Source organism: Corallococcus aberystwythensis (assembly GCF_003612165.1).
GTDB classification, from domain to species: Bacteria; Myxococcota; Myxococcia; order Myxococcales; family Myxococcaceae; genus Corallococcus; species Corallococcus aberystwythensis.
In genome coordinates this window covers 1-12,916 of the sequence record NZ_RAWK01000273.1, presented here as the reverse complement: position 1 = coordinate 12,916, position 12,916 = coordinate 1, and the positions used below count along the sequence as shown (strand labels likewise).

The following is a 12,916-nucleotide window of genomic DNA, read 5'->3' as shown; positions in this document are numbered from 1 at the left end:
CCCCCAAGGCCGCCCCGGAGGCGGAGGCCGCTCCCAGCCGCCCGGCCCGCGCGAAGACCGCCGGCAAGCCGAAGGCCGCCGACAAGTCCATCGGCCGCAAGAAGACCGCGGGCGCTCCCGCCGCCCCCAAGGGCGCCCGGGCCCCGAAGAAATCGGCTTCCAAGAAAACGTTGGGCCGCAAGAAACCCGCGCCCGGGGCGTGAAGTTCCGTTCCCCATGAAGTCGCGCCTGCCCGCACGCCGGGTATGCGCCATCCCCCTGGGTCCTGTTGGATCGCTCCCCGGCGCGTGAGATAGTGCGCGCCGTGTCGGGTACCAATGACAAGGGCAGCATCCAGACGGACATCGGGCAGGACGTGATCGACGAGGCGGTTCGCAGCGTCGAGCGTCGCATGGACGAGGACGCCGACGGCGCGGGCACGGAGGTGGAGCTGGACGTCTCCGCCCCTGCCGCCGAAGCGGACGCCTCCACCTCCGAAGTCACTCCCCCCACCGAGGACGCGGCCGCGCTCCGCCAGGAGGTGGAGTCGCTGCGCGCGCAGCTGGACTTCAGCCAGACCAAGGCCCGCGAGACACTGGAGCGCTTGAAGGAAGCGCACGAGCGCGCCAAGGACTTCCAGGACCGGGCCATCCGCTCCGCCGCGGACCTGGAGAACTACCGCAAGCGCGCGCAGAAGGAGAAGGAGGACGTCCAGAAGTTCGGCGTGGAGAAGCTCCTCAAGGACCTGCTCCCCGTGGTGGACAACCTGGACCGCGCGCTCGACGCCGCCGGCAAGTCCCCCGACTTCGACAGCTTCCAGAAGGGCGTGGCCATGACGCGCAAGTCCTTCGAGGACTCGCTCGGCCGCCACGGGGTGAAGGGGTTCTCCGCCAAGGGCCAGCCCTTCGACCCGCGCCTGCACGAAGCCATCCAGCAGGTGGAGACCGCGGAGGTCCCCTCGGGCCACGTCGTCTATGAAGTGACGCGCGGCTTCTACCTCAACGACCGGCTGGTGCGTCCCGCCATGGTCGTCGTCGCCCGCGCGCCTGAAGTCGCCGCGCCGCCGCAAGCCGTGGCCGCGGAGCCGGTCGCGCCCGCCGCCAGCACGGAAGCACCCAAGGCTTCAGAAGAAGGCAGCACCACGGCGCCCCAGGCGCCCGCGCAGCCCGATGACAGTTCCTCCGGGGGGAGTCAGTAGTCATGGCGAAGGTGATTGGAATCGACCTGGGCACCACCAACTCCTGCGTCGCCGTGATGGAAGGCGGCGAGCCGGTGGTCATCCCCAACAGCGAAGGCAGCCGCACCACGCCCTCCATGGTGGGCTTCACCGACTCCGGTGAACGCCTGGTGGGCCAGATTGCCAAGCGGCAGGCCATCACCAACCCGGAGAACACCGTCTTCGCGGCCAAGCGCCTCATCGGCCGCAAGTACGACTCGCCAGAGGCGCGCAAGGCCATTGGCGTCTCCTCCTTCAAGGTGGCGCCCAGCCCCAACGGCGACGCGTGGGTGGAGATCCGGGGCAAGGGCTACAGCCCGCCGGAAGTCTCCGCCATCGTGCTGATGAAGATGAAGCAGACGGCGGAGGACTACCTCGGCGAGCCCGTCACCGAGGCCGTCATCACCGTCCCCGCGTACTTCAACGACAGCCAGCGCCAGGCCACGAAGGACGCGGGCCGCATCGCGGGCTTGAGCGTGCTGCGCATCATCAACGAGCCCACGGCCGCCGCGCTCGCGTACGGCCTGGACAAGGTGAAGGACGCCACCACGGAGCGCGTCGCCGTCTACGACCTGGGCGGCGGCACGTTCGATATTTCCATCCTGGAGCTCACCGCCGGCGTGTTCGAGGTCAAGAGCACCAACGGCGACACGTTCCTGGGCGGCGAGGACTTCGACCAGCGCCTCATCGACTACCTGGCCAAGCGCTTCGCGGAGCAGAACAACGGCCTGGACCTGCGCAAGGACCGCATGGCGCTCCAGCGCCTGAAGGAAGCGGCGGAGCGCGCCAAGCACGAGCTGTCCAGCGCCCCGGAGACGGAGGTCAACCTCCCGTTCATCACCGCGGACGCGTCCGGCCCCAAGCACCTCACGGAGACCGTGGACCGGTCCACCTTCGAGGCCCTGGTGGCGGACCTCATCGACCGCTCCATCGAGCCGTGCCGCATCGCGCTCAAGGACGCGGGCGTCACCGCGCAGGCCATCAACCAGGTCCTCCTGGTGGGCGGCATGACGCGCATGCCCCGCGTGCAGCAGAAGGTGAAGGAGTTCTTCGGCAAGGAGCCCCACAAGGGCATCAACCCGGATGAGGTCGTCGCCGTGGGCGCCGCCATCCAGGGTGGCGTGCTCAAGGGCGAGGTGAAGGACGTCCTCCTGCTGGACGTCACGCCGCTGTCCCTGGGCGTGGAGACTGCGGGCGGCGTCTTCACGAAGATCATCGACAAGAACACCACCATCCCCTGCAAGAAGGGCCAGGTGTTCTCCACCGCGGTGGACAACCAGCCGCTCGTGTCCGTGCACGTCCTGCAGGGCGAGCGCGAGATGGCGGCGGACAACAAGACGCTGGCGCGCTTCGAGCTCGTCGGCATCCCGCCCGCGCCGCGCGGCGTGCCGCAGATTGAAGTGTCCTTCGACATCGACGCGAACGGCATCGTGCACGTGAGCGCGCGCGACCTGGGCACCGGCAAGCAGCAGCAGGTGCGCGTGGTGGGCAACTCCGGCCTCACCGAGGCCGAAATCCAGACGATGATCACCGACGCCCAGTCGCACTCCGTGGACGACAAGAAGAAGAAGGAGCTGGCGGAGCTGCGCAACAACGCGGACGGGCTCATCTACACCACGGAGAAGAGCCTGGAGGAGTACGCCAACCTCCTGTCGGAGAAGGACCGCGGCGAAATCCAGGCGGACCTGGAGCGGCTGCGCTCCATCCTCAACACCTCCGACGCCGGCGCCCTGAAGGAGGCCTTCCAGCGCCTGGAGGGCAGCGCCTACCGCATCGCGGACGCCATCTACACGGACCAGGCCAAGTCCGGCTGACGCTTCACCGCGGCGTGCGGCCGGGCGGTGTGCAATCGCCCGGCCCCCGCGTTCGTAGTCCGGGGCGTCCGCCTCTCTTTCCTCTCCGGAGCCTCTCCATGGAACTGACAGAAGCCGTGATGATCATCATGGTCACCGGCATGACCGTCGGCGTGCCCCTGCTCGGCCTCACGCTGCGCTTCGCCCTCAAGCCCGTGGTGGAGACATGGCTGCGCGTACGCGAAGTCCAGGCCCGGGGGCAGGTGGCCGCCGGGGAGCTGGAGGGGCTGCGCGCACGTGTGGCGCACCTGGAGCACATGCTGGACCGGCACGGCATGCTGGAGCACCCCGTCACCCGCGCGTCGACCGAGCGTCCGGAGCTGCCGGAGCGCCTGGCCGCGGTGGTCCGCGTGGACCGCGAGCGCGTCTGACGTCCCACCCGAGGGGCGCTCCATCCCCGCCGGGTTTTCGGGTATTGATGGGGCCGTGGCGTTCCAATCCCCGGAAGAAGAGCTGGCCTTCCTGCGCGGCCTGATGGCCGTGAACCGGATGGCCGACGACATCCTCGAGGACTGCCTGGAGCGGGGGCTGGACCTCGACACCGGCCTGGATGTGTTCCTCACGCAGTGCGCCCGCATGGTGCACGCGAAGGCGGGCTTCGTGTCCCTCCGGGGCACGCGAGGGCCCGTGCTGACGCGCGTCCTGGGCGAGCTGGGCGTGGACGTCTTCGAGGCGGCGCACTGGAGCGGCCCCCGGAAGCTGCGCGAAGGCCGGATGCTCTTCTGCCAGCAGCTCACCCTGGGGCGGCTGAACCTGGGCGGACTGGGCCTGGTGGTGGACGGGGACTTCGATGATGGCGGCAAGCGGGTGATGGGGCTGGTGGAGGCCATTGGGGAACAGCTGGACTCCGCGGTGCTGTCCTTCCTGGCGCTCACGGACGGACGGGGCCCGCTGGAGCGGCTGGACGAGCTGGACGTGGACGGCACGCCCGTCAACCGGGGGCGCATCGGCCGCTATGAAGTGGTGAGGCCCCTGGGCACGGGCGGCATGGCGCAGGTGCTCATCGCGCGCACGCGCGGGCCGGAGGGGCTGGGGCGGCTGGTGGCGCTCAAGCGCATCCTTCCCCACCTGACGGCGCAGCCGGAGATGGTGCAGCAGTTCCTGGACGAGGCGCGCATCGGCCTGCGGCTGTCGCACCCCAACCTCGTGCACGTCTACGACTTCGGCGAGGCGCAGGGCGCGTACTACATCGCCATGGAGCTGGTGAACGGCATCGACCTGGACCGGCTCTTGCGCGCCAACAAGGGGCCGCTGGAGCCGGCGGTGGTGTCCGCCATCGTGTCGCAGGCCTTGATGGGGCTGCACGCCGCGCACGCGCTCAAGGGCGAGGACGGCGCGCCCCTGGAGCTGGTGCACCGCGACCTGTCGCCGCACAACCTGATGGTGGGCTTCGACGGCCAGGTGAAGGTGCTGGACTTCGGCGTGGCCAAGGTGCGCGCGCAGCGCACGGTGACGCTGCCGGGCATCGTGAAGGGCAAGCCGCTCTACATGTCCCCGGAGCAGGCGCTGGGGCAGAAGCTGGATTCCCGCAGCGACCTGTTCGCCATGGGGCTCATCCTCTACCAGGCCCTCACGGGCCGGCGTGCCTTCGAGCGTGAGGACGAGCTGTCCTCCATGAAGGCCATCTGCCAGGAGAAGCTGACGAAGCCCCCGGAGGTGCCCACGCCCCTGTGGAACGTGATGTCGGTGGCGCTGTCCAAGGCCCCGGAGGCCCGCTTCGACAACGCCCATGCCATGGCGGATCGGCTGCTGGCCGCGTGTCCTCCCGCACGTGACACGGCGCTGGCGGCGCTGGCGGCACGGCTCTTCCCGGAGCGGCTGCGCGACTCGCAGCGGCTGGAGACCGCGGTGGACCACGCGCGGGAAGCCCCCACCCGGGCGACGCCTGCCACGCGCGCGCCTCGCTGAAGGCAGGGACGTGCCACCCCCCGCGCACCGCGCGCGTGAAGGCGCGGCATGCGGGGGCGGAGCACAAGGTCTGCATTCTTCCGTCCGGTGGCGCTACCTGCGCTTGAGCGGATCGATGTCCGGGCTCGCGTTGTAGCCGGTGCGGCGCTTCTCCTCGTCCACGTCGCCCTCCGTGCGCACCACCGTCACGTCCCCCAGCTCCTCGTGGCGGACGCGGCCCTCCATGCTGCGGCGCTCCTCGATGGGGCGCTTGTGGATGGTGATCTCCTCGTCCGTGTACGCGCGCTTGGTGAGCTCCGCCTCCTCCGCGTGCAGCGGGATGCGGATGGTCTCCTCCTGGAAGGTCGCCACGTCGCCGGGAATGGGGTCCTTCGCCACGCGGCGTACCACCTCCACCTCCTCGTGGCGCAGGGGCACTTCCACCGTCTTCATCTCCTCCACGACGATCTTCCGCACCTGGGCCTCACCCGCGGAGCGCTGGTGCTTGGTGACGCCCAGCTCCTCATGGTGGGTGCGCAGCGTGACGTCCTCGTTCGCGATGCGCTCCGCGCGCAGGTCGCGGTCCTTGATGCCGGCCTTGTCCATGCCGGTCCTCGGAACGTCACCGACCTTCGCGGTGCCCGTCTTCAGCCCCGCGCCAATTCCGCCCGCGTTGCTGCCAGTGGCCGTCGCGCCCACCGCGCCCACCGCGCCCGGGCCCACGCCCGCGCCGCCACCCCGGCCCGCCATCACCGCGGTGTCCGAGTCCGACAGCCCTCGCAGCGCCTCGCGGCCGTGGTTGAGGTAGATCTCCCCGTTGCGGATGTCGGTCACCTCCGCGTGGCGGACGAGGTAGTCCTTCGGGAAGAACATCCCCTTCTCGATGTGGAACTCGCCCTCGCTCACGGCGAACACCTTGCCCAGCTTCTCGCCGTCGCTGCTGCGGACCGTCATCCCTTCCTTGATGTCGTTGCGCTTGATCATCATTGACTTGGCTCCTTGTGCCTTGCACGTCGGGTCGGGTGTGGTCGCAAGCGGAGCGCCAGGGCCGTCCGTCGCGCTGGCGAAGGGTTCCTGGGGGGAAGTGGACGAGGTGCCCGCCACGGCCATCACCCGCAAGGTGGTTGCAATGTCGGACAAGGAAACCCCTGCCGTTGATTGATCCGGGGGCTCGGCACGCCGCAAGCCGCGCTCCCGTGCGTCGCCAGCCACCTCCCCGCTTCCTGCAAGGGCAGCAGGCGTGCAAGGCCGCAGTCACCGCTCCCCACGCTGGCCGCGCGCGTTCCCACGTCCCACCGTGTGGGTGCGAGCCCGGACGTCCCGGTCCGCACGACGAAGGAGCTTTCGATGCGAGCCACGAGGCCAGGCCGGGGACTCGGGTGGATGGCCGGTGCGGTGGGACTGCTGGTGGCGGGCCGACTCCTGCGCCGCCGTACCGGTGTCCGCATTCCGGAATCCGCGCCGGAAGAGGTTTCAGACCTGGCGCCCGTCGCCTGGGCGCCCACCGCGCCTGCGGACGGTGAGGCCGGGTCCTCCCCCGGATGGAGCCTGACGCACGAGGACACGGCGCCCTGGGAGGACGGCGAGGCGGACGGGCCCGGGCCCCGAAGCCCGCCTCCGAGGATCCGCCGGGGGCCGTCGGGCCGGGAGCACTTCTGGCTGGAGCCCTGAGCGGGCAGGGCAGGGAGGGGACTCGCGACAGCGCTGTTCCGGGGTGTTGGCGGGAGTCCTGAGCCAAGCTGTGCGCTTGACCCATGGGGAGGGCTCCCCTAGAAAACCGGGGCTTTGCCCGTCATCTCCCCCGGAGGAACCCCCCGCATGCGACGACTTGCCCCGATGCTCCTCGCCGCGCTCGCCGTCATGGCGGCCGCCTGCGAGAAGAAGACGCAGCCCACGGGAGAGGCGGGAGGCGCCCCCGCGGCGCAGGCTCCGACCACCGCGCAGGGCGGCGGCACGCCCCCCGCGGGTGACGACGTCATCGTGCTCGGTGAAGTGGGCGCGCTGACGGGCGGCCAGGCGACGTTCGGCATCTCCAGCCGCAACGGCATCGCGCTGGCGCTGAAGGAGGCCAACGCGGCCGGCGGCGTGAAGGGCAAGAAGCTGGTCGTGCGCGTGTACGACGACCAGAGCAAGCCGGAAGAGGCGGCGCAGGCCGTCACCCGCCTCATCACCCAGGACAAGGTGGTGCTCATCCTGGGCGAGGTGGCTTCGTCCAGTTCCCTGGCCATGGCGGAGAAGGCGCAGGCGGCCGGCGTGCCCATGATCACCCCGTCGTCCACCAACCCCACCGTGACGGAGAAGGGCGACAACATCTTCCGCGTCTGCTTCATCGACCCGTTCCAGGGCTTCGTGATGGCGAAGTTCGCGCGGGAGAACCTCAAGCTCAACAAGGTCGCCGTCCTCCAGGACAACAAGAGCGCCTACTCCATTGGCCTCACGGAGGTGTTCCGCCAGAAGTTCGCGGAGATGGGCGGGAAGATCACCGTCACGGAGAGCTACAGCCAGGGCGACACGGACTACCGCGCGCAGCTGACCGCCATCAAGAAGACGCAGCCGGAGGGCATCTACGTGCCGGGCTACTACAGCGAGGTGGGCGTCATCGCCCGCCAGGCGCGCGAACTGGGCCTGAAGGTGCCGCTGATGGGCGGCGACGGCTGGGACTCCGAGAAGCTCTTCGAGCTGGGCGGCAGTGCCATCGACGGCAGCTACTTCTCCAACCACTACTCGCCGGACAACCCGGACGAGCGCGTGAAGAAGTTCATCGCGGACTACAAGGCGGACTACAACGGCGCGGTGCCGGACGCGCTCGCGGCGCTGGCGTATGACGCCGCGCGCGTCGCCATCGAAGCGCTCAAGAACGCCCCGGACACCAGCGGCCCCGCCCTGCGCGCGGCCATCGCGAAGACGAAGGACTTCCCCGGCGTGGCGGGCAACATCACGCTGGATGAGAAGCGCAACGCGGTGAAGTCCGCCGTGGTGCTGAAGGTCGCGGACGGCAAGTCCACCTACGTCACCACCATCTCGCCGTAAGCCAAGGCCTCCCCCGGCATGTCGCAGCTTCTCCAGCACCTCATCAACGGTCTGGCCTCCGGCACCATCTACGCCCTCGTCGCGCTGGGCTACACGATGGTGTACGGCGTCCTCAAGCTCATCAACTTCGCCCACGGCGACGTGATGATGGTCGGCGTCTACATGGGCTACGCGACCGCCTTCGCCCTCGGGCGCCAGGCGCAGCGTTCCATGTGGGGCGTGGTCGTCATCTTCGCGGTGGCCATGGTGGGGTGCGCGCTGCTCGGCTTCCTCATCGAGCGCTTCGCCTACCGTCCGCTGCGCGAGAAGCCGCGCCTCACGGCGCTCATCACCGCCATCGGCATCTCGTTCGCGCTGTCGTACGGCTTCCAGCTGGACATCGGCTTCCTGCCGGGCGCGTCCCCCCGGGCCTTCCCGGAGGTCATCGTCCCCAGCGAGTGGTTCATCATCGGGGACCGCGACGTGGTGGTGTGGAACTGGCAGGTCATCAGCTTCCTCATCGCCGTGGGGCTGATGGCCGCGCTCCAGTTCCTCGTGTACCGCACGCGCTTTGGCAAGGCGATGCGCGCGGTGTCCTACGACCACCGCACCGCGGCGCTGATGGGCATCCCCACCGACCGCATCATCGCGCTGACGTTCATGCTCTCCAGCGCGCTGGCGGCGGGCGCGGGCCTGCTCTACGCCATCAAGGACACGTCCGTGAGCCCGCTCATGGGCCTGTACGTGGGCCTCAAGGCCTTCGTGGCGGCGGTCATCGGCGGCATCGGCAACGTGCCGGGCGCCGTGGTGGGCGCGCTGCTCCTGGGCCTGGTGGAGGAGTTCGTGGTGGGCTACGCGGCCAGCACCTGGCGTGACGCGGTGGCCTTCGCCTTCCTCATCCTGGTGCTGCTGGTGAAGCCGGGCGGCCTGTTCGGCCGCGTCGCGGCGGAGAAGGTTTGATGGCGGCCCAGTCTGGAGGCGTGACGACGTTGCCCGGCGAGGACGTGGGCCGCGTGCCCCCGGCCCTGCGGGGCCTTCTGCCCGTGCTCATCGCGGTGCCGGTCCTGGCGCTGGCGGAGGTGCTGCTGGGTTCCTCTCCCTTCGCCACGTACCTGTTGTCCGTGGTGGGGGTGAACATCATCCTCGCGGTGAGCCTCAACATCGTGAACGGCATGACGGGCCAGTTCTCCATTGGCCACGCGGGCTTCATGGCCGTGGGCGCGTACATCGCGGGCGTCACGTCGCTGGAGCTCAAGGAGGTGGCGCTGTCCTTCCTCCCGGTGGCGGCCAGCGACCAGGTGCTCTTCACGGTGGCGCTGCTCGCGGGCGGCACCTGCGCGGCGCTGTGCGGCTTCCTGGTGGGCCTGCCGTCCCTGCGGCTGCGCGGGGACTACCTGGCCATCGTCACGCTGGGCTTTGGCGAGATCATCCGCGTGGTGGTGCAGAACACGGAGGCCTTCGGCCGCGCGCTGGGCCTGTCCGGCATCCCGCAGTACTCCAGCGTGGCCATGGTGTACTTCTGGGTCTTCCTGACGGTGCTGGTGGCCCGGCGCATCGCGGGCTCCAGCCACGGCCGCAGCCTGTGGGCCATCCGCGAGGACGAAGTGGCCGCGGAGGCCATGGGCGTGGACACCACCGGCTACAAGGTCCGCGCGTTCGTCATCTCGTCGTTCTTCGCGGGCATCGCGGGCGGCCTGTTCGCCCACTTCGTGCCCATCATCAACCCGGGCTCGTTCACCTTCGTGAAGTCCATGGAGGTCGTCGTCATGGTGGTGCTGGGCGGCCTGGGCTCCAGCACGGGCGCCATCGTCGCGGCCATCTTCCTCACGCTCCTGCCTGAAGGCCTGCGCTCGCTGTTCGGCGCGCTGGGCGCGGAGGGCAGCCTGGCGCAGAAGGTGGATCAGATCCGCATGCCCGTGTACGGCATCCTGCTGGTGGTGCTGATGCTGGCCCGGCCGCAGGGCCTGTTCGGCACGAAGGAGCTCTGGGACGTGCTGCCCCGGTGGCTTCCGCGGAAGAAGAAGGGGCTGTCATGAACACCGCGGTTTCAGCCCCCGTGACATCCGGCTCCGGAGACGCGCTGCTCCAGGCCTCCGGCGTGAGCATCCGCTTCGGGGGCCTCAAGGCCCTTACGGACTTCAACCTCACCGTGCGCCAGGGCGACCTGCTGGGCCTGATTGGCCCCAACGGCGCGGGCAAGTCCACCGCGTTCAACGTGCTCACCGGCGTGTACCAGCCCACCGAGGGCGAGGTGCGCGTGGCCGGGCAGCGCGTGAACGGCTGGGTGCCGCATCAAATCAACCACCTGGGCCTGGCGCGCACGTTCCAGAACATCCGCCTGTTCCGCGCCCTGACGGCGTTGGACAACGTGAAGGTGGCCTGCCGCGCGCAGGGAGCGCTGCACCCGGTGCGCCTGGGCCCCGCCGCGAAGGTGGGCACGGCGCTGCGCAACTACCGCGACTGGTGGCGCGCGCTCCTGCTCACCCCGGGCTTCCAGTCCGAGGAGCGCGAGCTGACGCGCCAGGCGGAGCATCTGCTGGAAGTCATGGGCCTGTCGCACCGGCGCGATGAAGAGGCGAAGAACCTCCCGTACGGCGAGCAGCGCCGGCTGGAGATTGCCCGCGCGCTGGGCACGCGCCCCAAGGTGCTGCTCCTGGACGAGCCCGCGGCGGGCATGAACACGCGTGAGAAGGCGGACCTGATGGTGCTCATCCGCCGGCTGCGCGACGAGTTCTCGCTGGGGGTGCTGGTCATCGAGCACGACATGAAGCTGGTGATGGGCATCTGCGAGCGCATCACCGTGCTGGACCACGGCGAGACCATCGCCCGCGGCGCCCCGGCGGAAGTGCGCAGCGACCGCAAGGTCATCGAGGCGTACCTGGGCGACAGCTACCTGGAGTCCCACGGAGGCGCGGCGTGAGCGAGCCTACGAAGGTGCTGGGCGAGCGGCGCGCGTTCGAGCCGCTGTTGTCGGTGGAGGGCATCCAGGTCCGCTACGGCGCCATCCAGGCGCTCCGGGGCGTGTCCCTGACGGTGGGCAAGGGCGAGATGGTGGCCCTCATCGGCGCGAACGGCGCGGGCAAGACGAGCACCCTGCGCGCGGTGAGCGGCATGCTCAAGCCGTCCGCGGGCCGCATCACGCTCGCGGGGCAGGACATCACGGGCTTGAAGGCGCACCAGCTGGTGCCGCGCGGCATGGCGCACGCGCCGGAGGGGCGGGGCATCTTCCCCAACCTCACCGTGTTCGAGAACCTGGAGCTGGGCGCGTACCTGCGCAAGGACACCGCCCAGGTGCGCCAGGACATGGACAAGGGCTTCAGCCTCTTCCCGGTGCTGCGCGAGCGCCAGAAGCAGCTGGCGGGCACGCTGTCCGGCGGTGAGCAGCAGATGCTGGCCATTGCCCGGGCGCTCTTGAGCAAGCCGCAGCTGCTGCTGTTGGACGAGCCGTCCCTGGGCCTGGCGCCGCAGGTGACGGAGACCATCTTCCGCACGCTGCGCGAGGTGAACGCCACCGGCGTCAGCGTGCTCCTGGTGGAGCAGAACGCGCACCTGGCCCTCAACGCCGCCCACTACGGCTACGTGCTGGAGACGGGCGAGGTGGTGATGGCCGGCCCGGGCAAGGCCCTGCTGGAGAGCGCCGAGATTCGGCGCGCGTACCTGGGCGAATAGCCTCCCGCGCCGACTTTCCGGCCCCGTTGCGCGTTGTCCGCCCCCGGACGCTTCCGGGGGCGGGGCAGGGGCAAGTTCCTCGCGCCGCGTGGAAACTCGGGTAGTCAGCAACGGAGCACTTCGTCTAGCGTCCGATAGGACTCCCTGTCCCATTCCTCTTCCCTCTCAGGAAGCGTGCCCATGCGTCCGTTGTCCCGCCTCCTTCTTGCCTCGCTCACCACCCTCGCGCTCATCGCCGGCGCGTGCGCCAACCAGCAGAAGACCGACGGTTCCTCGGGTGGCACCGGTGGTCCCCAGGCGACCTCCACCATCGAGGACGTGCCCAACGAGGGCGCCGCCGCGGCCCCTGGCCCTTCCTTCAAGCCCTACGAGGCCACCGAAGGCTTCAGCATCGGCATGCCCGCGGAGCCCCAGGTTGAGCGCAAGCAGGTCCCGCTGGGCGCCAACACGGTGAACACCGCGGCCTTCTCCTCGCGCACCGAGGACGGCACCATCTACTCCATCAGCACCGCGGACTACCCGGAGAAGCTGGTGGCGAGCCGTCCTCCGGAAGCCCTGCTGAACGAGGGCAAGGACGGCCTGGTGAAGCAGGTCCAGGGCACCATCAAGGAAGAGTCCGACGTCACCCTGGATGGCTACCCCGGCAAGTCCTACACGGTCAGCTCGCCGGTGGTGGGCGAGCTGAAGGCCCGCAACTTCCTGGTGGGGCCGCGCCTGTACACGCTGCTCGTCATCTACAACCCCAACCACCCCAACACCACGGCGGAGGAGTTCCTCACCTCGCTGAAGCTGGTGAACCCGCCCCCGGCCATCACCACGGCCACGCCGGACGCCGGCACGTCCATGGACGCGGGCACGCTCGAAGGCATGGACGCGGGCACGGCCACCGACGCGGGCACCACCGCCCCGCGCCGTCGCAAGGCGAAGTAGCCGCAAGACGCTGACGCGACGCTCCCACACGTCCCGGGAGCGTCGCGCGGTGTGCGTGTGTTCACCTGTCCGCGTGGAGAATGTCGGGCCCTCCGGGTCCGCCTCCGCCGGATGCCGCCCACCGGATTGCTCCCGAAGCCTCCGTCCCTACCTTTCGGGCGGGGATACGACAGGGGGCGCAATCACAATGATGTCCTGGGTGGGAGCCCTGCTGACCACGGTCGTGGCGGCGGGTGGGGTGCCCATGGTGCCGGCCGGCGGGGGCAATGCCCTGACGCTGCCGGCGCATCGGCATGCGGTGCGGATTGAGACAGGCAATGGGCATGCGCCCACGTGGCTCCTGGCCATCCAGCAGCAGGGGGCGGGAGGGGAG

The 12,916-nt window shown here is 69.8% G+C and carries 12 protein-coding genes and 1 pseudogene; 12 read left to right on the top strand and 1 reads right to left on the bottom strand.

The window, feature by feature from the left end:
* The 5 genes and pseudogenes from D7W81_RS33455 to D7W81_RS33435 form a co-directional block, all read left to right on the top strand.
* Nucleotides 1-203 (top strand): annotated as a pseudogene (locus tag D7W81_RS33455) (transcriptional regulator); the annotation flags it as partial.
* Nucleotides 204-304: 101 nt separating this feature from the next.
* Entirely contained in the window at nt 305-1,177 is an 873-nt protein-coding gene (grpE, locus tag D7W81_RS33450) for a nucleotide exchange factor GrpE (RefSeq protein ID WP_208721565.1), read from the top strand.
* A 2-nt stretch (nt 1,178-1,179) separates the two neighbouring features.
* Nucleotides 1,180-3,009: a molecular chaperone DnaK gene (dnaK, locus tag D7W81_RS33445; RefSeq protein WP_120559464.1), complete on the top strand. Its 1,830-nt coding sequence runs from the start codon at nt 1,180-1,182 to the stop codon at nt 3,007-3,009.
* A 98-nt stretch (nt 3,010-3,107) separates the two neighbouring features.
* On the top strand, nt 3,108-3,419 hold the full coding sequence (locus tag D7W81_RS33440; protein ID WP_120559463.1) for a hypothetical protein: 312 nt from the start codon (nt 3,108-3,110) through the stop codon (nt 3,417-3,419).
* 103 nt (nt 3,420-3,522) lie between these two features.
* Complete coding sequence (locus D7W81_RS33435) at nt 3,523-4,956, top strand: serine/threonine-protein kinase (protein ID WP_244227586.1); 1,434 nt, start codon at nt 3,523-3,525, stop codon at nt 4,954-4,956.
* A gap of 93 nt (nt 4,957-5,049) precedes the next feature.
* Here the strand turns inward: D7W81_RS33435 and D7W81_RS33430 are convergent, their stop codons facing one another.
* Entirely contained in the window at nt 5,050-5,922 is an 873-nt protein-coding gene (locus D7W81_RS33430) for a YsnF/AvaK domain-containing protein (RefSeq protein ID WP_244227585.1), read from the bottom strand.
* 360 nt (nt 5,923-6,282) lie between these two features.
* Here D7W81_RS33430 and D7W81_RS33425 point away from each other — a divergent pair, with 360 nt between their 5' ends.
* The 7 genes from D7W81_RS33425 (at nt 6,283) to D7W81_RS33395 (ending at nt 12,543) form a co-directional block, all read left to right on the top strand.
* On the top strand, nt 6,283-6,606 hold the full coding sequence (locus D7W81_RS33425) for a hypothetical protein (RefSeq protein WP_147445710.1): 324 nt from the start codon (nt 6,283-6,285) through the stop codon (nt 6,604-6,606).
* Between the two features lie 147 nt (nt 6,607-6,753).
* Nucleotides 6,754-7,965: an ABC transporter substrate-binding protein gene (locus D7W81_RS33420; RefSeq protein WP_120559460.1), complete on the top strand. Its 1,212-nt coding sequence runs from the start codon at nt 6,754-6,756 to the stop codon at nt 7,963-7,965.
* A gap of 18 nt (nt 7,966-7,983) precedes the next feature.
* Nucleotides 7,984-8,904 (top strand): branched-chain amino acid ABC transporter permease, encoded by a 921-nt coding sequence (locus D7W81_RS33415; RefSeq protein ID WP_120559459.1) that lies wholly within the window; start codon nt 7,984-7,986, stop codon nt 8,902-8,904.
* On the top strand, nt 8,904-9,980 hold the full coding sequence (locus tag D7W81_RS33410; protein WP_120559458.1) for a branched-chain amino acid ABC transporter permease: 1,077 nt from the start codon (nt 8,904-8,906) through the stop codon (nt 9,978-9,980). The genes D7W81_RS33415 and D7W81_RS33410 overlap by 1 nt, the downstream gene beginning before the upstream one ends.
* Nucleotides 9,977-10,864 carry an ABC transporter ATP-binding protein gene (locus D7W81_RS33405; protein WP_120559457.1) on the top strand — a complete coding sequence of 296 codons (888 nt, stop codon included), beginning with the start codon at nt 9,977-9,979 and terminating at the stop codon, nt 10,862-10,864. The genes D7W81_RS33410 and D7W81_RS33405 overlap by 4 nt, the downstream gene beginning before the upstream one ends.
* On the top strand, nt 10,861-11,613 hold the full coding sequence (locus D7W81_RS33400) for an ABC transporter ATP-binding protein (RefSeq protein WP_120559456.1): 753 nt from the start codon (nt 10,861-10,863) through the stop codon (nt 11,611-11,613). The genes D7W81_RS33405 and D7W81_RS33400 overlap by 4 nt, the downstream gene beginning before the upstream one ends.
* 180 nt (nt 11,614-11,793) lie before the next feature.
* Nucleotides 11,794-12,543 (top strand): hypothetical protein, encoded by a 750-nt coding sequence (locus D7W81_RS33395; protein WP_244227584.1) that lies wholly within the window; start codon nt 11,794-11,796, stop codon nt 12,541-12,543.
* Nucleotides 12,544-12,916: the final 373 nt, after the last annotated feature.